We start from the raw sequence: 21,868 nt of genomic DNA on the forward strand, positions 1-21,868 counted from the left end.
CACTATACTGCCCTACATCGTCACCACGGAAATATTCATGAGCTGGACCGAAATTGTTATTGAAGTCGCCCGTAATCAGGCCGAGGCGTTATCCGATGCCTTGATGGAAGCTGGCGCCTTGTCGGTTTCGGTGGAAGATGCGGATGAAGGTACCGACGCCGAACAACCATTGTTTGGCGAGCCCGGCATGGAGCCAACCGAGTCCGCCTGGGAGCGCAGCCGTGTGGTTGCACTAACCGATGTTGATAGCGATCACGCCGCCATCGTCAGCGCTGCTGCACTGGCTTGTGGGTTACCTGCACCCGCTTTCGAGTTACGCCCAGTCGGCGAACAAGATTGGGTAAGACTAACCCAATCCCAATTTACCCCTATGCAGATAGGCAAGAATATCTGGGTAGTCCCAAGCTGGCATGACACGCCAGATCCGGGTGCATTAATACTAGAATTAGATCCCGGTTTGGCCTTTGGCACCGGCAGTCATCCCACTACGCGCTTGTGCATGGAATGGCTGGAAACGCATATCACCGAAAATCCTGCCCATCCGATCACCTCGGTACTCGATTACGGTTGTGGCTCTGGAATTCTAGCGATGGTGGCTAAGAAGTTAGGCGTGCCTAAAGTCATAGGGGTTGATATCGATCCGCAGGCCATTGAGTCGGCAAGCTTTAACAGCATCCGTAATCAATGTGAAATTGCGTATGCTCTGCCGGATGAGTTTGCCAAAAATTCAGCGCAATTCGACATCGTGGTTGCCAACATTCTTTCTGGTCCGCTGCAAGAAATGAGTGGCATGCTTTGTGGACGTATAGCCAAAGGCGGCAGTTTAATTCTGTCTGGCATATTGGCGACTCAAGCGCACGAAGTGATTGCCGCTTATGCGCCATTCATCACACTCTCTGTCTGGCGCCAGCAAGAGGATTGGGTGGCACTATCAGGTAAGTTGAACTAGTCATGGCACTGGCGACCCAATGTCCGCATTGCCTGACGACCTTTCGGGTCGCTAACGACCAGTTGAAATTGCGCGCAGGTTTGGTACGTTGCGGTTCCTGTCGCGAAGTATTTAACGGTATTGAGCATTTGATCCGTCCTGAGAGTACTGCCGGCGTCGAAATGGCAGTAGCAAAAGATGCGGCACACCCGACTGCTTCAGTTACCGCCGTCACGCCACAGCCACCACAAGCATCATCCGCGCCCTCATTCACAGAGGTACGCCGAGTAGTTTCGCCCGACGCTACACAAAATGAGGTGCAACACTTAACAGAAAATGATGTCGCGGAACCACTCGCCGCACAAGCAGGTGTTGTACCTGCACCCACCAATGAAGAAATAGCAGCAGAAGCAAAAAAAGCTGCTCTGGTTGCCGAACTTGATGCGGCGGCATCGGCAGAATCAATTGCGGCAGATTCTGCCGTCACGCCAATCAAGCCGCACGAACCTCAGGTTTGGCATCGCCTCGGGGCAGATGCCGAGACACCTCCGTCAGTTGCGACCACAAGCGCTGAGAACGACGAAGTCATTAAAGTTGATGACGATCCGCTGCAGCGCATGACCTTGTTTCAAGTGGCAACGCAACATCGTCCAGACGACAGCGAAAATCAAACGCAAGAGAAGTACGCGAAAAGCGCGTCAGAAGAAGATGAGGAGTTAGATCGACTCATTGACGAGCTGCAAAATCGGCCTTGGCCTCAATCGCAAAAAAGCGAGAAAAGCGATACAGAAAAATCGTCTGCCGCATTGTCTGCAACGCAGAATGATGCACCAAATGCGATTTATGGCGATGTCCGCCATGATTATCGTATGGAAGCGCGCCGCAACGATAAAGCGGAAAAAAATCTAGACAAGAAACTTGAAAAAGCTGCAGCAGAAGAACCTGAATTTATCCAGCAAGCCAAACGTAAGCAACGCTTTGGTGGCAAGGTACGCACGGCAATATGGGTCGGCAGCGCACTGCTCTTTTTTGCAGCAATAGTCCAAACCGGCTTCACGTTCCGCGACCAACTTGCTGCACGCGTACCAACGCTAAAACCTGTGTTGGAAAAGATGTGTGCGCCGTTTGATTGCAAGATAGCTTTACCGATGAAAATCGATGCTATTTCAATTGAATCCAATGAATTACAAGCGCTATCAACCGGATCCAATTCTTCTGGCAATCAGTTTGCGTTGAATTTGCTAATGCGCAATACAGGTAGTACCGTGTTGGCGTGGCCGAATGTCGAACTAACCTTAAAAGATGTCAACGACAAGCCACAGGTACGTCGCGTCTTTACGCCGCATGATTATCTGCCGGCGGCTATCAATACCAGCCAAGGCTTTGCGCGTAATACAGAACAGTCTGTCAAATTAGCATTCGAATTGCATCAGCTAAAAGCCTCGGGTTACAGTGTTTATTTGTTTTATCCCTAATTTCTAAAACTTACGCAAAATAGGGTTGGGTATGGGATTTTTTGATCATAAAAGCGCGAGACTGATCAAGAAAAGTACTAACGTTGCATGGCGAAAAATCGGCATCGCTGCTTGCCAATTCTGCGCCATAAGACGCGTGATCAAAAATCCCATACCCAACCCTGTTTTGCGTAAATTCTCATCTATCCAACAAGGCCACCCATGACCGCGCTCATCTCTGGTTCGTTAGCTTACGACGTTCTCATGCAATATCCAGGCCGTTTCGCAGATGCTTTACTGGCAGATCAATTACATAAAATCAATGTGTCGTTTCTGGTGCCGACTATGCGCCGCGAATTTGGTGGTTGTGCCGGCAATATCGCCTATAACCTGAAATTATTAGGTGGCGACCCACTGACCATGGCGAGCATTGGTAACGATGCAGCACCTTATTTGGAGCGATTTCAGCAATTAGGTATTTCCTGCGAAGCGATCCATACCGTCGCGTCTATCTATACCGCGCAGTGCTTCATCACCACCGATGCTGGCAACAACCAGATCACCGCCTTTCATCCAGGCGCAATGACCTATTCGCACGAGAACAAATTAGCCCATCTTGCCAAACGTGACGACATCAAAATCGCCATCGTCGCACCAGATGGCCGCGATGGCATGTTGCAACACGCTGAAGAAGTGGTTGCACACAACATCCCGTTGATTTTTGACCCGGGTCAAGGCATGCCGATGTTTAATGGCAAAGAGCTGGAACATTTTATCGAGCTTGCCAGCTACGTTGCCGTTAATGATTATGAAGCGGAATTACTGACCGCCCGCACCGGTTTGAGCCTGGCCCAAATCGCCGAGCGCGTAAAAGCATTAGTCGTCACGCGCGGCGAGCTAGGTGCAGAAATTTATACCGCCGGCAGCAAAATCGATATTCCTTGTGTTAAAGCTGAGCAAATACTCGACCCTACTGGCTGTGGTGACGCTTTCCGCGCTGGCATGCTATATGGCTTAACCAATGACATGGATTGGGCCACCACAGGGCGTTTAGCCAGCCTGATGGGCAGCATCAAGATCGCTTCGCAAGGACCGCAAAACCATGCGTCTAGCCGGGCAGAAATTAACGAACGATTCCAATTAGCATTTGGTTATCAATTGTAATTATCACTACAAGCACATGTATCGAGGCTGATACATGTCGCAACCGCCGTGCTAAAAATGTAATGAGAAGTATCAAGTCCGAACTTAGCACGGCCTCTCGTGATCAAATGGAGTACCAAGGTCAGGGAGACAAATCATGAAAAAGCTTCTATTACTCGGCACTATCGGTGCCACCATGCTGCTAGGCGGCTGTGTTGCCGTTCCTTACGATGGCTATGGTTACGGCGCAGTTCCTGCTTATGGCACACCGTATTACGCTCCATATGGCGCTGTAGACAGTGCTTACGTCTATCCAGCCATCGGTGTGGGTGTCGGTGTTGGCTATTACCGTGGTTGGGGCTGGGGACGTGGCGGCGGTTGGCATGGTCATTAATTGATAACCCTGCCAGCTCACTGGCAGACACTAAAATGTCACAAGCAAGTGTTGGACAAACAAACGGACTCGTCGCATCATGATGCATATTCTTTTCAAGGAGATGTGATGAAAAAACTGATAACCGGTCTGGTTGTTTGCGCCGCAATAATTCCTGCATTTGCACTTGCTGCACTTGAAGTTGGCACCAAAGCACCACCGTTTACTACCCAAGCCTCGCTCGGCGGCAAGGTATTTACTTATTCACTCGCCGATGCGCTCAAAAAAGGCCCGGTAATCCTGTATTTTTATCCGGCAGCATTTACGAAAGGCTGCACCATCGAAGCGCATGATTTCGCTGATGCTACCGACAAGTATGCGGCACTCGGCGCCACTGTCATTGGTGTATCTCATGACAATATTGATACGCTCAATAAATTTTCAGTCAGCGAATGCCGCAGCAAATTTGCCGTAGCGGCGGACACGGATCAGAAGATCATGAAGTCCTATGACGCAATACTGGCAATCAAACCAGAGTATGCCAATCGCACTTCGTACGTGATTGCTCCGGATGACACCATCATCTACACATACACCAGCCTGGATCCGGCAGACCATGTGAAAAATACGTTGGCTGCACTGGAGAAATGGAACCAGGAGCACAAGAAGTAAGCCCCTCTAATTCGCCTTAAAAAAAAGCGCATTTACTTTTCAGTAAATGCGCTTTTTTCATTTCAGCGTCATCATCAGCTCGTGGCCACTTTTCGTCGATGCGATTCAATGTCTGGTAAGAACGCCGCCAGCAAACCAATCAGCGGCAAGAATGAACACACATGATAAACAAAATTAATGTCTGTCACGTCAGCTAACTTACCCAACGCAGCAGCACCAATCCCGCCCATACCAAAAGCAAATCCAAAGAACAAACCAGACACGGTCCCAACTTTACCTGGCACCAATTCTTGCGCGTACACCAAAATCGCCGAGAATGCCGAAGCCAAAATCACACCAATCACTGCGGTGAGCACGCCAGTCCAAAACAGATTGGCGTAAGGCAGCATCAACGTAAATGGCGCAACGCCAAGAATAGAAACCCAGATCACGATCTTGCGGCCAACCCTGTCACCGATCGGACCACCCATGATGGTACCGGCAGCCACAGCAAACAAGAACACAAATAAATGGATCTGCGCCGATTGAACCGACAAGTGGAATTTACTGATCAAATAAAACGTGAAGTAGCTGCTGATACTGGCCATGTAAAAATACTTCGAGAAAATCAGCAACAACAAAATACCCACGGTAAATATGACTTTGTTGCGCGGCAAACCGACGTAAGCATGATGGTCTTTGGCCGGTTTCTTTTTGGCGACACGGCCTTGATGTTTATACCAGTTACCAATTCTCCATAACACGGCAATCGCTAATAACGCGGCCAATGAAAACCAGGCAATACTCGGTTGTCCATGCGGAATGATGATCCACGCAGCCAACAATGGCCCCATCGCACTACCGGCATTGCCGCCGACCTGAAAGATCGATTGTGCCAGACCATGCTGACCACCCGATGCCATACGCGCCACACGCGATGACTCCGGATGAAAAATCGACGACCCGGTTCCCACCAGTGCTGCAGCAATGAGCAAGACGCCATAGCTAGGAGCGATCGACATGAGCAACAAGCCGATCAAAGTGAAGCCCATTCCTAAAGCCAGCGAATACGGCTTAGGGTGTTTATCGGTATATGACCCGACCACCGGCTGCAAAATCGAAGCGGTCATTTGGTAAGTCAACGTAATCAATCCAATCTGCGTAAAACTCAGATTGAAGTTTCCCTTCAGCATAGGGTAAATCGACAAGATCAAAGACTGAATCATGTCGTTTAAGAAATGCGCAAAACTGATGGCACCTAAAACGCGGAATTTAGTAGTTTGCTGAGGAGCCGGATCACTATTAATCGAGGGCGAAGCAACGGGCGAAGTTTGTGCAGTTGACATGGTAAATGGGGGAAATGATGGGCAACGAAGGAGAGATTTTAGACCTTTTGACGAAAGTTTGTTTTTCTACCCTGAATATGCTGACTGCATAGCCCTCGACAAAACCGAATTTCACAGGGCGTCTGCGTTACAATATTTCCATAAATCAACTACGGAATTTATATGTCATCTCGCTCGCGCAAATTAGCATTACCTATTCTTGCAATAACCATCATGCTTTCTAGCGTGCCGTCCTTTGCTGCCGATACGGTCAGTGAGGCGCAATGGTTGATAAATCTAGTGAGTCAGAATGATGGCAAAGCTTTCTGCCTGCCTGAAAATGCGACGCTAAATGATGTTAGTTACGCAAATGTTAAATTTTCAAAGGAGCATCCGGAGCTCCATGATCATTTAACCGACAGGCAAGTGATTCAAGGCATAGCAGAGAGTTATCCCTGTGCCGCAGTAACAAATACGCCTACACCAAATCTCAACACAAAGAACGTTGAGGTTGCTCCAAAAGGCGAATTTTCCTCGATAGATACGAAGCCAACAATGGCAATCATGCAAAGGCTGAGCAGCACAACAGGCCACGAAAATGATGATCTGGTTAACCAGATTGTCAAAAATCCGGGAAATTATATGCCGCCTATTTTTTTTGCTCTGGCTAACCTGTTTTACAGACAAGGCGACATAGATAACGCAATATTTTGGTTTAATGCCGCCCGGCTGCGAGGTAGTTTTGACGCAGATATTTGTACGGATGTAACCGCTCGTTCAGCGATCTCTGGATTGGTTCAGCAAATACCGACAGATCTGAGAAAAAAGCAATTTGACGATATTCCAAAACTAAAAAACATCACCGCCCGCGTTCTTAAATGGGATGAAATAACTCCCTATAACTATGATCATCGCTGGATCAGTCTTCATGGAATGAATGCGATCAATAGCGGTCTCGGGAATGCAGCATCAACCGCGCCACTGACTGTCCCGCGTGAAAATTGGGCGGCCTTGGCTCAAAAGAATCGTGATCAATATAGAGCAAGTTTGGATTCGGCTATTGATATGGTGCAAAAACAAAGGGCAAATACCAACCCGCTACCAACAGGTAGTTAACGTATTCATAGTTCCATTTTTCTGTGCGGTCAGAAGCTTTCAATCAATAGCCGCAATAAAAAAGCGCGATGAACTTGCATTCATCACGCTTTTTAAATTCACTGCCAACGCATTACTTCGGCACAGTGTCTTTAAACGACTGCCGCTCAGATAACTTATCAAATAATTTGGCTAGCGTCGGATAATCGTCGCGCCACTTTATTTCCGGGAAGCGGAAGGAGAACCAGCCTAACGCGCAACCAACTGCAACATCGGCTAAGGTGAAATGATTGCCAGTGCAAAATGATTTCTCGGCTAAACCGGTTGCCATCGCTTTAAATCCGGCGTCGACTTTCGTGCGCTGACGTGCAACCCACGCTTCGCTTTGTAATTCTGGCGGACGCTGCAACCGTTCCAAGCGGATCAACACACCGGCATCCAACACACCATCGGCCAATGCCTCCCAGCATTTGACTTCGGCACGTTCGCGCGAATTAGGAGGAATCAGTTTGCCTACCGGCGACAACGTATCCAGATATTCGACGATCACATGCGAGTCAAACATCGCACCGCCATCCCCCATGATCAGGCAAGGAACTTTGCCGAGGGGATTAGTAGTTTGAATCGTAGTGTCGGCTGCCCAAACGTCTTCTAATACAAAATCGTAATCGAGCTTTTTTTCCGCCATCACGATGCGAACTTTTCTGACGAAGGGACTACCTAGGGAACCAATCAGTTTCATATATTGCTTATAGAAATAATGTGGCGCGATTATAACATCCGGATTTTACATTTTTTGTTTGTTGTTATGACAAGTCTCTAAGTCATCAGCGTAAATGGTAAAATTCGTCCCTTGTCGACGTTACTCGACGTTACTTATTCCCACTCTTTCTGTTCAGATCACCCACCATGCCTCTTACCTCATTGTCCGCCCTTTCCCCTCTTGATGGTCGTTACGCAGCAAAAACCGACAAACTCCGTCCTATCCTGTCCGAAGCAGGGTTCATGCACCATCGGGTCAAGGTCGAGATATCCTGGCTGCAAGCGTTATCGGAAGCGGGTTTCGCCGAGATCAAGCCGTTCTCAAGCAGCGCAACTGCGTTACTTGACAAGATTGCCAGCGAGTTTAACGAGACCCATGCGGCGCGGATTAAAGAAATCGAAGCAGTCACTAATCATGATGTGAAGGCTGTTGAATACTGGTTAAAAGAACAAGTCAAAGATGTTCCGGAATTAGTCACCGCTTCCGAATTCATTCACTTCGCTTGTACCTCAGAAGATATCAACAATACTTCGCACGGCATGATGTTGCTGGCAGCGCGTGATCAGGTTTTATTACCTTCATTGAATCAACTCATCGCCAAGTTGACCGAACTGGCACACGACAATGCAGAACTACCTATGCTGTCGCGTACCCACGGTCAGCCAGCCAGTCCAACGACACTAGGCAAAGAAATTGCCAACGTCGTCGCTCGTTTGCAACGTGCCAGCAAGCGCATCGCTGCAGTAGAAGTATTGGGGAAAATGAATGGCGCAGTCGGCAATTACAACGCGCATTTATCGGCTTATCCCGACTTCGACTGGGAAACTTTTTCGAAGAACGTCATTGAGCAGCGTCTGGGTTTAGTCTATAACCCTTACACCATCCAGATTGAGCCGCATGATTACATGGCTGAAATGTTCGATGCCTTCGCTCGTGCCAACACCATTTTGCTCGATCTCAATCGTGATATCTGGGGTTATATTGCAATGGGTTATTTCAAGCAACGCTTGAAAGCTGGCGAAATCGGTTCGTCGACCATGCCGCACAAAGTCAATCCAATTGATTTTGAAAACTCAGAAGGTAATCTCGGCATGGCCAATGCGATTCTCAAGCACATGGCTGAGAAATTACCAGTATCCCGCTGGCAGCGTGACCTGACCGATTCAACCGTATTACGTAATATCGGTGTTGGCCTTGGCTACACCTTATTGGCGTACGACAGCTGTTTGCGTGGATTGAATAAACTGGAAGTCAATCCTGGCCGTTTGGCAGAAGATTTGGATGCCACTTGGGAAGTCTTGGCTGAGCCAGTGCAAACCGTGATGCGTCGTTATGGTATTGAAAATCCATATGAGCAATTGAAAGAACTGACACGCGGCAAAGGCATTTCAAAAGAAGCGCTGCGCGAGTTCATTCTGAAATTAGCAATTCCGCAAGATGCCAAGGATTTATTGTTGGCGATGACACCAGCAAATTACATTGGTCATGCGGCGAAGTTGGCGAAAAAAATCTGAGCACCTGTTCTGCGCACTAGGTTTTAAATCAAATGGCTACCACTCCGGTAGCCATTTTTTATTTCTCCCACTCATTTTTAACTCTTGCTGTACGATATCGCAAAAACAATAATTCATTTACATCTATTAAGTGTCCCAAGAAAAACTGTTCAGACCAGGCGTCCCAACGCAGACAGTGCTGTGTAGTAGAGCAAAGTGGGACAACAACGCGTAGACAGTTTTTTGGAAATACTTAGCATCTAATCAGGAGAAATAAATGTTAAAACCTCAATGGACACCGCGCCCAACATATCGCCTCAGTATTCTCGCTGCCGGCTTATCGCTTGCTTTAGCCTTCTCGGCCTACGCTGATAATGCCGCAGTTACCAAGACGACGGGGACCATCGCTCCGGCAGTTGCAACAGCACCTGCTGCGGCGCCTAAGCAGCCCAACATCAATTATGACCTTGGCTATGAAATCATCAGCCCGGCTCATGCGCTACATGGCATGGTCGCTAGCGAACAAGGTTTGGCTAGCCAAATTGGTCTCAACATTCTCAAGAAAGGCGGGAATGCTTTTGACGCCGGTGTTGCAGTCGCTTTTGCTCTAGCGGTCGCGTTGCCTAACGCCGGTAACATCGGCGGTGGTGGCTTCATGGTGATACACGATGCCAAGACTGGAAAAAATATCGCCATCGATTTCCGCGAAATGGCCCCAACCAAAGCCTTCCGCGACATGTATCTGGATGAAAAAGGTAATGTCGTTCCCGGAAAATCTCTGTATTCCCATCAAGCTGTCGGCATTCCTGGCACTGTAGCAGGGATGACACACGTCTTGAAAAAATACGGCACCATGTCACTCGCTGAAGTCATGGCACCCGCCATCAAATTGGCTGAGACAGGCTATCCGGTCAGCGATCAATTGGCCAGCGTGCTCGCCGCAGAGCGTGAACATTTAGAAAAATATCCCGCCACGACTGCGATCTTTTTCAAAGATGGTCGTCCATTACGCGCCGGTGAATTACTAGTACAAAAAGACCTCGCCAACTCCATGCGTTTAATCGCCAAGCAAGGTCCATCGGCATTTTATGAAGGTGAGATCGGCCAAAAAATCGCTGCTGAAATGGCACGCCATGGTGGAGATATCACACTGGCCGATTTGAAAAAATACAAAGTGGTAGAACGCGAACCGGTCACTGGCATGTATCGTGGCTATGAGATTGTCTCGATGCCGCCACCGAGCTCCGGCGGTGTACACATCATCCAGATGTTGAATATTCTGGAACGCTATCCGCTGAAAGATTACGGCCAAAACAGTGCGCAAGCCTTGCATTTAATGGCTGAAACCATGAAGCTGGCTTATGCCGATCGTGCCGAATATCTGGGAGACCCTGACTTCGTTAAAATCCCTCTCAAAGGCTTGATGTCTCGTGGCTACGCTGACGAATTGGCTAAGAAAATTGATCCGGATCACGCCACACCGTCAGCACAAATCAAACCGGGCAAACCGCAACCGTATGAAAGCGATCAAACCACGCAATATTCGATCGCTGATAAAGATGGCAATCTGGTCAGCACAACTTACACGCTCAACATGAGCTTCGGCAGTGGTATCGTCGCCGCCGGTACTGGCATTTTATTGAACAATGAAATGGATGACTTCTCGGCCAAACCTGGCGTTGCCAATGGCTTCGGTCTGGTTGGTGGTGAAGCTAATGCAATTGCGCCGTTTAAACGTCCATTGAGTTCGATGTCGCCGACGATAGTGCTAAAAGATGGCAAACCCTTCCTGATCACCGGTACCCCGGGTGGTAGTCGCATCATTACTACGACATTGCAAGAGATCATGAACATCATTGACTTCGGCATGAATCCCGCCGAAGCAACGATTGCCCCGCGCATCCATCATCAATGGCTGCCAGATGAACTACGCGTGGAAAAAGGATTGAGCGTCGACACGATAGCGATCTTGAAACAGAAAGGGCAAAACGTTGTGGTCAAACCGGCAATGGGCAGAACACAAACCATTGAAATCAATAAAGATGGCTATTTTGGTTTTTCTGATACCCGCAATCCTGACGGCAGTACATTGGGCTATTAATTAGATGTTGGTAGCAGGTCGGAAAAGTGCAATGCTTTCCGGCCTAGCTACTGTGTTTTGCGCGGGTTTTATAACGATTAAATAGACCCGTGACAACTACAACTAGCCACATAGACAGGCCTAAATCTGAAAAAATTTTCGATGGTATGTAACTCGGAACATGCCAACCTTGATACCTCAATAATGCAAAATCCAACACCAAAAGACCAGCGATGCTACATAGTGATGCCATTACGTTGCTTCGTAATTTCACGGCACGCTCGAATAAACCCCACACGCCTACAACTAGCAAATAACACCCGGCCAGCCATGCTGACTCAGAAAAAATAACACTGTATACCAAACATATAGCAAGACCTGTTTTCGCTCCTATTTTCAATAGCTCATTACGCATTCGACTCTCCAAACTTCAATAAGAATAGAGAAATAATACTCACACAAATATATCTTTGCGGCAATTTATTTTAGGCAAAAGCAAAAATACAAAGCATGAGTTGTGAGCACATTTTGCTGAAAATACGCGAAAAAAAACCAGCCCGAAAGCTGGTTTTTCTGATGCAAACGATACTTAAACCACCGCACCGTCATTCTCATCTTTTTCTTTAATCGGCTTAATCAAATCTTCACGCTTCACACCCAGCCACATCGCAATCGCAGCAGCAACGAAGACGGAAGAATAAATACCGAACAAAATACCAATCGTCAGTGCCAGAGCGAAATAATGCAATGTAGGGCCACCGAAGAAGAACATCGACAACACCATGATTTCAGTACTACCGTGGGTAATGATGGTACGTGAAATCGTGCTGGTAATCGCGTGGTTCAACACATCTGCCGTTGGCATTTTTCCGTGTCTACGGTCACGGAAAGTTTCGCGCACACGGTCAAATACGACCACCGATTCATTCACCGAGTAACCCAGCACTGCCAACGTTGCGGCCAATACCGTCAGCGAAAATTCCCACTGGAAGAAGGCGAAGAAACCAAGAATAATCACCACGTCATGCAAGTTAGCGATAATCGCGGCGACGGCGTATTTCCATTCGAAACGGATAGCCAGATAAACCACGATGCCGATAATCACGAACGCCAATGCCATCAAACCATCATGCGCCAATTCATCTCCCACCTGCGGGCCGACAAATTCAGTTCGCTTTAAAACCACATCGGGATTTTGCTGTTTTAAGGCAGCGAATACCTGATCATTTTGCTGCGCCGAACTGACATCTTTTTTCGCCGGCAAGCGCACAATCACGTCTTGCGCTGTACCAAAACTTTGTACCTGATTATCAGGGAACCCGGCTGCATCTACGGTATTGCGGATTGCTTCAATATTGGCCGGCTGACTGTAGGTGACTTCCATCACGGTACCGCCAGTGAACTCAATCGATAAATGCAAACCCTTGGAAAACAGGAAGAACACGGCCAAGACAAACGTTATCGCCGAGATCGCATTCAAGATCAATGCGTGACGCATAAACGGAATATCTTTTTTGATTCGGAAAAACTCCATCACATTCCTTTCGGTGTGAGCTTGCTCTTATTTGGAAGCAAGCTCTCAATTTTTACTATTCGATGACTACAGGACGTTGTTAGATTCTGCGTTGATATGTTCTGTACAACTTACGCTTTTTCAGCGCCTGGTTTCCAGATTTTACCAATCGACAACGTCGTCAATTTCTTACGACGGCCGTACCACAAGTTCGCCAAGCCACGTGAGAAGAACACGGCAGAGAACATCGAAGTCAAAATCCCCAGGCAATGCACAATCGCAAATCCACGAATCGCGCCAGAGCCAAACACATACAACGCAATACCGGCAATCAACGCCGTAACGTTGGAATCAAGAATGGTATGCCATGCATGTTCAAAACCTAGTGCAATTGCCGCTTGCGGCGTATTGCCTTTGCGTAGTTCTTCGCGGATGCGTTCATTGACCAGTACGTTGGCATCAATCGCCATACCCAGGGTCAACGCAATCGCCGCGATACCTGGCAAAGTCAAAGTAGCTTGCAAAGTAGAAAGCACAGCAACCAGCAACAACAAGTTCACTGACAGAGCGACCACACTGAATGCACCAAACATCAGATAGTAAATAATCATGAACACCGACACCACTGCAAAACCGTACATGACAGAATCAAAGCCCATCTTGATATTGTCAGCACCCAGTTGTGGGCCGATGGTACGTTCTTCGATGATTTCCATCGGTGCAGCCAGGGAACCGGCACGCATCAGCAAAGCCAAATCGGCAGAAGCTTGCGCTGTACCCATGCCAGTGATTTGGAAATTGGAGCCAAACTCACTTTGAATTGTTGCAACTGACAGGACTTCGCCTTTGCCTTTTTCAAACAACACTATCGCCATCAACTTACCAACGTTGTCACGGGTCAGATTGCGCATGATGCGACCACCATCGCCGTTCAAGCTCACCGCCACTGCTGGCTGATGATTTTGATCAAACGATACCGAAGCGTCGGAAATATAATCACCGGTCAACACTGGGTCTTTGTACAACACCACTGGTGCGCCTTTACCAACCTTAAATAACTCTGAACCAAACGGTATCGCCGCAGTTTCTTCAGTACCGCGTGTCACCGTCTGATCGACCATACGCACTTCCAGCGTCGCGGTACGACCGATAATATCTTTCGCGCGCGAAACATCCTGCACGCCTGGCAATTCCACCACAATACGGTCAGCACCTTGACGCTGAATCACCGGCTCAGAAACACCCAGTTCGTTCACACGCTTGGACAAGGTCAAGATATTTTGCTGCACACCTTCATCGATGCTTTTCTTTAAAATTTCTGGCTTAAGTGTCGCGATGATCTGTTGATCACTTCCCGCTACGACAGGCGCGTCGGTTAACGTCAATTCCGGCAGTTGATCAGCGAGCAGACTTTTAGCTTTACTGTAAGTGTCTTGATCGCGGAAGCTGATATTTATCGCATCGCCATTACGGTCGAGGCCGCTATACCGTATATCTTTATCACGCAAAATCGAGCGGACACTCGCTTGCAAACCTTGCAAACGCTTAGTCTTGACCGCGTTGGTATCGACTTGCATCAGGAAATGCACACCCCCACGCAAATCAAGGCCAAGGAACATCGGCGCGGCGTGGATGGCTTGCAACCATTGCGGCGTGTTCGGCACCAGATTAAAGGCGGTGATATAAGTCGGATCGGTAGGATCTGTATTTAATGTTTTTTCCAGCAACGCTTTCGCTTTGAACTGGGTATCCGTGTCTTGAAAACGTGCGCGTACCGTTCCTTGACCAGCTGGATCGAAAGACATGCTCGTCGGCACTAAGCCGCCTTGCGTCAAGACTTGTTCGACTTGCGCCTCCAGCGCACTATCCACTTTTAAAGTAGATTTGCCGCTGCTAATTTGCACCGCGGGCGATTCGCCAAAAAAATTCGGTAGTGTGTACAGCACGCCAAACAAGAGCGCGATGACAATCACAACATATTTCCAGAGGGGGTAACGATTCATAATGATTCGGCGTTTTTTTAGAATTGTAGAATTCGTGAAGCTTCATTTGAAGAGAGCACCCATATTGGATGCTCTCTTTCCTAACTTGATCAAAAATTACAAAGTCTTGATCGTGCCTTTTGGCAGCAAAGTCGATACAGCACTTTTTTGTACGGTGATTTCAACACCTGCCGACACTTCCAATGTGATGTAACCATCAGAAACTTTGGTGATTTTACCCAAAATACCACCGGCAGAAATCACTTCATCGCCTTTTGCCAGCGCATCCATCATCGCCTTTTGTTCTTTTTGACGCTTCATTTGTGGGCGTATCATCAAGAAGTACAGCACCACAAACATCAAGATAATCGGTAAGAAGCTTGTCAAGTTGCCGCCCAAGCCGGCAAGACCGCCTGCTGGAGTCGCCGCTGGCGCAGTCTGCGCGTACGCTGTTGTAATGAACATGAGAGTGCTCCCAAAGTAGTAGTTGAAAAATAGCCCCGCATTTTAGCATTGCGGGAGGCCGAAATAGCACACTGCCGGCTCTAAGTAGTCAGAACAGGCAGTGTATTTAGTACAAACTCATGTAAAAAAGAGCTTATTCGCTGTAAATGGCGTCGTTTACAAATTTAACAAGTGTTGCTTCGACATCTATTTATACGCCGCGTGCGCGATCAGCATGGAACTGCGTCACAAATGCAGTAAATTTACCTTCATCCAGCGCATCACGGATGTTTTGCATTAAATCCAGGTAGTAATGCAAATTATGAATAGTATTTAAGCGTGCACCTAGAATTTCGCCAGTACGATGCAAATGATGCAAGTACGCACGCGAAAAATTCTGACAGGTATAACAACCGCAAGTTTCATCCAGCGGCGCGGTTTCTTCTTTATAGCGGGAGTTTTTGATTTTGACGTCGCCGAAACGGGTAAACAACCAACCGTTGCGCGCATTGCGCGTTGGCATTACACAGTCAAACATGTCAACACCGTTTTCCACGCCTGCCACCAAATCCTCTGGTGTACCGACACCCATCAGGTAATGCGGCTTATTGGCTGGCAATTTAGGGCCGATATGCTCCAACACTCGCATCATCTCTTCTTTCGGCTCACCGACTGACAAACCGCCGATAGCAAGCCCGTTGAAATCGAGCTCATTCAAACCAGCCAGGGATTCATCGCGCAAATTTTCGAACATCCCGCCTTGCACAATTCCAAACAAGGCATTTGGATTTTCTCCGCCTTTGAATTCATCTTGCGAGCGCTTGGCCCAACGCAGCGACATGCGCATCGATTGCGCCGCTTCGACTTGCGTCGCCGGACGACCATCAATTTCATACGGCGTGCATTCATCAAACTGCATCACGATATCGGAATTCAGCACACGCTGAATCTGCATCGACACTTCAGGTGAAAGAAAGAGCTTATCGCCATTAATCGGCGACGAGAAATGCACGCCCTCTTCAGTGATCTTGCGCATGGCTCCCAATGAAAATACCTGGAAACCGCCGGAATCGGTCAAGATAGGTTTATCCCATCCCATGAATTTATGCAGCCCGCCAAACTTTTTGACGACCTCCAAACCCGGACGCAACCACAAATGGAAAGTATTGCCCAGAATGATTTGAGCATTAATTTCGTTCAATTCCAACGGCGACATTGCCTTGACCGAACCGTAAGTACCGACCGGCATGAAAATTGGCGTTTCAACCACGCCATGATTCAATTTGACGCGGCCGCGGCGCGCTTTGCCTTCGGTTTTGAGCAGGGTAAATTCGAGCATAATTCTCTTTTTATTTGTAAGTAAGCAGCATGGCATCGCCATAGCTGAAAAAACGATATTTTTCGGCAATCGCATGCGCGTATGCCGCCTTGATCACGTCATATCCGACAAACGCCGACACCAGCATCAGCAACGTCGATTTCGGCAAATGGAAATTGGTGATTAATCTGTCCACTGTTTTAAAGCGATAACCCGGCGTGATGAACAAAGCGGTATCGGCGCTGCCTGCCTGTAAAACGCCGGATTGTGACGCCGATTCCAACGCCCGCAAACTAGTGGTGCCGACCGCAATCACTTTGCCGCCTGCGGCTTTCGTGGCGCGTACCGCATCCACCGTTGTCGCAGCGATGGTGTACCACTCGCTGTGCATCTTGTGTTCAGCCAGATTTTCCACCCGTACCGGCTGAAAAGTACCAGCGCCGACATGCAAAGTGACGTAAGCAAATTGCACACCTTTTTGCTGCAAACGCTCCAGTAAAGCAGCGTCAAAATGCAAACCAGCGGTCGGTGCAGCTACAGCCCCCGGTTGTTTGGCATAGACAGTCTGATAACGTGTTTCATCAAAGGTGTCGGCTTCATGTGCTTCACCTCGTTCGATGTAAGGAGGCAATGGCAAACGACCATGCGCCTCAATCAATTCAAACACATCGGCAGGAAATGTCAGCGTGAAAAATTCACCAACACGCTCACCCACCACCACATCGAAAGCATCTGCCAAACGCAGGCTAGTACCAGCCGGCGGCGATTTTGAAGCACGCACTTGCGCATGTACGGTGCTGTGATCAATCACGCGCTCGATCAATACTTCGACCTTACCACCGGTTTTTTTAACGCCAAAAAACCGTGCTTTGAGCACCCGTGTGTCATTAAACACCAGCAAATCGCCAGCGCTGAGCAGGTCGACAATGTCGGTGAACTGGCGGTCCATGAATGCGGGACTATCAACCGTATTTTCATCCGCATTGATAACATGTAACAAACGTGACGCGCTGCGCTCTGCCAGCGGCAGTTGCGCAATCAGTTCCGGCGGAAGAGTGAAATCGTAATCAGAAAGAGCTTGCATGCTTAAGGTAATGGGAAAGGCTGAGGCAAAAATTAAAGCTATTGTGGCAAAACCATCTTACCAAGGCCGCAACTAGCCTTTACAATAGGATAAACTGGGTTTATATACAGTCTTTTTAAAAGACAACCCTCTATTTTACGTTAGCTGCTCATTTTATGGGCTGATATATACCCATTGCTCTGTACTATGCCCGATTCCACGACAAAGCCTGCTCCCAAAAAACCACCGGCAACTTCACAGGCCACTACGCGTGCCAATAAGTTAGCACGTCTGGGTTTGCGTACGGACATGGACTGCGTGCTGCATCTACCGGCGCGCTATGAAGATGAAACGCAAGTGCTGACCATACAGCAAGCTAGTCATGTCGGTAGCAGTACAGCGCAAGTCGAAGGCATCGTCAGCAGTTGTGATATTCAATATCGCCCGCGTCGTCAATTGATAGTGACCCTGCAGGACGATACTGGTCAATTGGTGATGCGCTTTTTGAATTTTTACGGTAGCCAAACCAAGCAACTTGCCGTCGGTACACGAGTACGCGCTCGCGGCGAAATTCGACATGGTTTTTTTGGCGCGGAAATCGTCCACCCTAACTACAAAATCGTATTGGAAGGAGCGCCGCTGCCATGTGTGTTGACACCGGTATATCCATCCGGAGAAGGTTTATCGCAAACCTATTTACGCAAAGTGATTGCCGATGCGATGCAAAAGGTCAACTGGCAGGACACCTTATCGCCAGCACAATTGCAAACGTCGTCACCTCACACCTTCCAATTGATGCCATTTGAAGCAGCAGTACGGCTGTTGCATAACCCTCCTCCCGAAATTGATGAAGGCGCGTTAGAAGACAAATCGCATCCGGCATGGGTAAGGATGAAGTTTGATGAATTACTAGCGCAACAGTTGTCATTGAAACGTGCGCAAGTTGCGCGACGCGCTAAAAATGCACGGGCCTTGTCGGTGACAGGAACATTAAGCGCGGCGTTTTTACAAGCCTTACCGTTCTCACTCACCGCGGCACAACAGCGTGTGCTGACTGAAATTCGCCACGATTTACAAGCGCCGTTTCCGATGCAGCGTTTGCTGCAAGGCGATGTCGGCAGCGGTAAAACCGTCGTCGCGGCATTAGCTGCAGCGCAAGCAATAGATAGTGGTTATCAAGCCGTGTTAATGGCACCGACAGAAATTTTGGCAGATCAACATTTCCGAAAAATTGCTGGCTGGATGGAGCCGCTTGGCATCAAGGTTGCCTGGCTGACTGGCAGTTTGAAAAAGAAAGAAAAGCTGGCCGCGCAAGAACGGATCGCCTCGGGCGAGGCGCAACTGATTATCGGCACGCATGCATTGATACAAGACAGTGTGCAGTTTGCAAAATTGGGATTAGTGATTGTCGATGAACAGCATCGCTTTGGTGTTGGTCAGCGTTTAACTTTGCGCAATAAAGCAAACAACGGCGACAGTGACATCGTCCCGCATCAACTGATGATGAGTGCAACACCGATTCCACGTACCCTGGCGATGACTTATTACGCCGATCTGGAAATTTCGGTGATTGACGAATTGCCGCCAGGTCGCACACCCATCGTTACCCGCAACATCGATCAAAATCGACGCGATGAAGTAATCGCACGGGTCCATGCCGCCGCACAAGAAGGCAGGCAAGTCTATTGGGTATGTCCGTTAATTGAGGAATCGGAAGCGTTACAGTTGCAAACCGCGACCGAAACGTATGCCGCACTTGCCGAGGCGCTCCCTGATCTGCATATAGGCTTAGTGCATGGGCGTCTGAAGCAAGTTGAAAAACAGGCGGTGATGGAGGCTTTCATTCGCGGCGAGATTCATGTTTTAGTCGCCACTACCGTTATCGAAGTCGGTGTCGATGTGCCGAATGCTTCGCTGATGGTGATCGAACATGCGGAACGCTTTGGCTTGTCACAATTACATCAATTGCGCGGTCGGGTTGGACGTGGCTCGGCAGCCAGCGTATGCTTGCTGCTTTATCAGGCTCCCTTAGGGCAAATCGCCAGGCAGCGTTTGATGACCATGCGCGAAACCACCGATGGGTTTGAAATCGCCCGTCGCGATCTCGATATCCGCGGTCCTGGCGAATTTTTGGGGTCACGACAGTCTGGTGAAGCCATGCTGCGATTTGCCGATTTGTCTACCGATCAATGGCTGGTGGAGCAAGCAAGTAGCCTGGCGCAGAACTTGTTGCAACATACGACGCCGGAGAACAGCGCTACGGTGACTGCGCATTTAGCCCGCTGGCTAGGTGGACGTGAAGATTTTTTGAAAGTGTAAATACCGACATGACTCTAACCGAACTTAAATACATCGTCGCAGTAGCACGCGTAAAACATTTTGGTCATGCGGCAGAAGCCTGCTTCGTCGCACAACCGACACTTTCCGTCGCTATCAGAAAACTAGAGGATGAATTAGGTGTGGTGATTTTTGAGCGCGGCGGTGGTGAAATTTCGGTGACACCGCTAGGAGCAAAAATTGTCGCCCAGGCCGAACGCGTGTTGGAGCAAACCGCCGCCATCCGCGAAATCGCCAATCAAAATAAAGACCCGCTATCTGGCCCGCTGCGTCTTGGCATCATCTACACCATCGGCCCTTATTTGCTACCTGCGCTGGTCAAAACCATGATCGAGCAAGTCCCGCAAATGCCGATGGTATTGCAAGAAAATTTCACCGTACGCTTGTTGGAATTACTGCGTCAGGGTGAGCTTGATGTCGCCATCATGGCGCTACCTTTTCCGGAACATGGATTGATGGTGCAACCGCTGTATGACGAACCTTTTGTCATCGCCATGCCGAAAAATCATCCATGGGCCAACCGTACCAGCATTAGTACCGACGAGTTAAAAACCGAAACCATGCTATTACTCGGCAGCGGCCATTGCTTCCGCGATCAAGTGTTAGAAGTGTGCCCGGAAATGTCACGCTTTTCGACCGGCGGGGATGGTATCGCCCGCACTTTCGAAGGCTCATCGCTGGAAACCATACGTCATATGGTGGCCTCAGGAATTGGCATCACAGCCCTGCCACGCGCATCCGTGACCGACATCAACGATAAGGACGGCATGCTGCGTTACGTTCCGTTTGCAGAGCCAAGTCCCTCACGTCGCGTAGTCATTGCATGGCGCAAAAGTTTTACCCGTCATGAAGCCATCGCTGCTGTACAAAAAGCAGTTCTCGATTGTGGTTTGCAAGGTGTCACTTTGCTACATAACGAAAAAGTGCTTGAAGGCTAATTCAACGAAGTAGGATGCGTGGAATATAACGATACGCATCCTACGATTTATGTAAGTCCACATGGAAAAACTCAAACTCTACTTACGATTGGTTCGTCTGGACAAACCAATTGGCATTTTGCTATTACTTTGGCCGACTCTGATCGCTTTGTGGCTCGCCAGCAACGGTAAACCAGACTGGAAATTAGTCGCTATTTTTTGCATAGGAACGGCATTAATGCGTTCCGCCGGTTGTGCCATCAATGATTTTGCCGACCGCGATATTGATAAATACGTTAAACGCACCGCTGAACGACCACTCACCAGCGGCAAAATCGCGGCATGGGAAGCGGTGATGATTGCAGTGGTGCTGGCGTTGATATCATTTTTATTGATATTGCCTTTGAATGCACTGACCAAACAACTGTCTGTCGCCGCGCTCATCGTGGCTGGCAGCTACCCTTATTTCAAGCGCTTTTTCGCCATTCCGCAGGCTTATCTTGGAATTGCTTTTGGCTTTGGCATTCCGATGGGCTTTGCCGCAGTGCAAGATAATGTGCCGGTAGCGGCATGGATACTATTAATTGCCAATATCTTTTGGGCAGTCGCCTACGACACGGAATATGCCATGGTGGATCGCGATGACGACCTGAAAATTGGTATCCAAACCTCGGCCATTACCTTTGGCCGTTACGATGTCCTGGCGGTGATGCTGTGCTATTTTTGCTGCTTTGCACTAGTGTTCGTGGTAGGCTGGCAGTACGGTTTACGCACTTGGTTTATCGCCGGTTTAGTGGTGGCCACTGGCTGCGCAATCTATCATTATTTTTTGATTCGCGAGCGGGATCGTGCTGGGTGCTTTGCAGCATTTCGGCATAACAATTGGCTCGGTGCTGCGATATTTTGTGGCATTGCAATGGACTATGCATTACGATAGCAAATCAATATTGTTTTATATCATTCCGGCATATCGTTACTTCATAACGACA

At 48.6% G+C, this 21,868-nt stretch carries 18 protein-coding genes; 11 read left to right on the forward strand and 7 right to left on the reverse strand.

Annotated elements, in window-relative coordinates:
• The first annotated feature begins 37 nt into the window (after positions 1-37).
• The 5 genes from prmA to GEV47_RS11880 all read left to right on the forward strand — a co-directional run bounded on the left by prmA (position 38) and on the right by GEV47_RS11880 (position 4,570).
• Entirely contained in the window at positions 38-949 is a 912-nt protein-coding gene (prmA, locus tag GEV47_RS11860) for a 50S ribosomal protein L11 methyltransferase (protein ID WP_153234980.1), read from the forward strand.
• Between the two features lie 2 nt (positions 950-951).
• The gene (locus GEV47_RS11865; protein ID WP_153234981.1) at positions 952-2,403 is read left to right on the forward strand and encodes a DUF3426 domain-containing protein; all 1,452 of its coding nucleotides are present in this window, start codon (positions 952-954) and stop codon (positions 2,401-2,403) included.
• A gap of 201 nt (positions 2,404-2,604) precedes the next feature.
• On the forward strand, positions 2,605-3,546 hold the full coding sequence (locus tag GEV47_RS11870) for a carbohydrate kinase family protein (protein WP_153234982.1): 942 nt from the start codon (positions 2,605-2,607) through the stop codon (positions 3,544-3,546).
• 136 nt (positions 3,547-3,682) lie between these two features.
• On the forward strand, positions 3,683-3,919 hold the full coding sequence (locus GEV47_RS11875; protein WP_153234983.1) for a hypothetical protein: 237 nt from the start codon (positions 3,683-3,685) through the stop codon (positions 3,917-3,919).
• 108 nt (positions 3,920-4,027) lie between these two features.
• The gene (locus tag GEV47_RS11880; protein WP_153234984.1) at positions 4,028-4,570 is read left to right on the forward strand and encodes a peroxiredoxin; all 543 of its coding nucleotides are present in this window, start codon (positions 4,028-4,030) and stop codon (positions 4,568-4,570) included.
• Between the two features lie 74 nt (positions 4,571-4,644).
• Here the strand turns inward: GEV47_RS11880 and GEV47_RS11885 are convergent, their stop codons facing one another.
• Positions 4,645-5,895 carry an MFS transporter gene (locus tag GEV47_RS11885; protein ID WP_153234985.1) on the reverse strand — a complete coding sequence of 417 codons (1,251 nt, stop codon included), beginning with the start codon at positions 5,893-5,895 and terminating at the stop codon, positions 4,645-4,647.
• 162 nt (positions 5,896-6,057) lie between these two features.
• Between GEV47_RS11885 and GEV47_RS11890 the strand changes: the two genes are divergently transcribed.
• On the forward strand, positions 6,058-6,990 hold the full coding sequence (locus GEV47_RS11890; RefSeq protein WP_153234986.1) for a hypothetical protein: 933 nt from the start codon (positions 6,058-6,060) through the stop codon (positions 6,988-6,990).
• A gap of 112 nt (positions 6,991-7,102) precedes the next feature.
• Here the strand turns inward: GEV47_RS11890 and GEV47_RS11895 are convergent, their stop codons facing one another.
• Complete coding sequence (locus GEV47_RS11895) at positions 7,103-7,711, reverse strand: glutathione S-transferase C-terminal domain-containing protein (RefSeq protein ID WP_153234987.1); 609 nt, start codon at positions 7,709-7,711, stop codon at positions 7,103-7,105.
• A gap of 167 nt (positions 7,712-7,878) precedes the next feature.
• On the opposite strand from GEV47_RS11895, the gene purB reads away from it, so the two are divergent.
• Entirely contained in the window at positions 7,879-9,246 is a 1,368-nt protein-coding gene (purB, locus tag GEV47_RS11900) for an adenylosuccinate lyase (protein ID WP_153234988.1), read from the forward strand.
• Positions 9,247-9,502: 256 nt separating this feature from the next.
• Positions 9,503-11,326 (forward strand): gamma-glutamyltransferase, encoded by a 1,824-nt coding sequence (gene ggt / locus GEV47_RS11905; RefSeq protein WP_153234989.1) that lies wholly within the window; start codon positions 9,503-9,505, stop codon positions 11,324-11,326.
• Positions 11,327-11,894: 568 nt separating this feature from the next.
• Here ggt and secF read toward each other — a convergent pair.
• From secF to queA, 5 genes are all read right to left on the reverse strand, one after another.
• Entirely contained in the window at positions 11,895-12,839 is a 945-nt protein-coding gene (secF, locus tag GEV47_RS11910; RefSeq protein ID WP_153234990.1) for a protein translocase subunit SecF, read from the reverse strand.
• Between the two features lie 110 nt (positions 12,840-12,949).
• Positions 12,950-14,821: a protein translocase subunit SecD gene (gene secD / locus GEV47_RS11915; RefSeq protein WP_153234991.1), complete on the reverse strand. Its 1,872-nt coding sequence runs from the start codon at positions 14,819-14,821 to the stop codon at positions 12,950-12,952.
• A gap of 96 nt (positions 14,822-14,917) precedes the next feature.
• Positions 14,918-15,265 (reverse strand): preprotein translocase subunit YajC, encoded by a 348-nt coding sequence (yajC, locus tag GEV47_RS11920; protein ID WP_153234992.1) that lies wholly within the window; start codon positions 15,263-15,265, stop codon positions 14,918-14,920.
• A gap of 190 nt (positions 15,266-15,455) precedes the next feature.
• The gene (tgt, locus tag GEV47_RS11925) at positions 15,456-16,583 is read right to left on the reverse strand and encodes a tRNA guanosine(34) transglycosylase Tgt (RefSeq protein ID WP_153234993.1); all 1,128 of its coding nucleotides are present in this window, start codon (positions 16,581-16,583) and stop codon (positions 15,456-15,458) included.
• Between the two features lie 10 nt (positions 16,584-16,593).
• A complete protein-coding gene (gene queA, locus GEV47_RS11930; RefSeq protein ID WP_153234994.1) occupies positions 16,594-17,646 on the reverse strand; it encodes a tRNA preQ1(34) S-adenosylmethionine ribosyltransferase-isomerase QueA in 1,053 nt (350 codons plus the stop codon).
• Positions 17,647-17,832: 186 nt separating this feature from the next.
• Between queA and recG the strand changes: the two genes are divergently transcribed.
• The 3 genes from recG (at position 17,833) to ubiA (ending at position 21,816) form a co-directional block, all read left to right on the forward strand.
• Positions 17,833-19,944 carry an ATP-dependent DNA helicase RecG gene (gene recG / locus GEV47_RS11935; RefSeq protein ID WP_153234995.1) on the forward strand — a complete coding sequence of 704 codons (2,112 nt, stop codon included), beginning with the start codon at positions 17,833-17,835 and terminating at the stop codon, positions 19,942-19,944.
• 8 nt (positions 19,945-19,952) lie between these two features.
• A complete protein-coding gene (locus GEV47_RS11940) occupies positions 19,953-20,900 on the forward strand; it encodes a LysR substrate-binding domain-containing protein (RefSeq protein ID WP_153234996.1) in 948 nt (315 codons plus the stop codon).
• A 61-nt stretch (positions 20,901-20,961) separates the two neighbouring features.
• Entirely contained in the window at positions 20,962-21,816 is an 855-nt protein-coding gene (gene ubiA / locus GEV47_RS11945; protein ID WP_153234997.1) for a 4-hydroxybenzoate octaprenyltransferase, read from the forward strand.
• Positions 21,817-21,868 lie beyond the last annotated feature (52 nt).

The sequence above is a fragment of the Glaciimonas soli genome (assembly GCF_009497155.1).
Lineage (GTDB): Bacteria > Pseudomonadota > Gammaproteobacteria > Burkholderiales > Burkholderiaceae_D > Glaciimonas > Glaciimonas soli.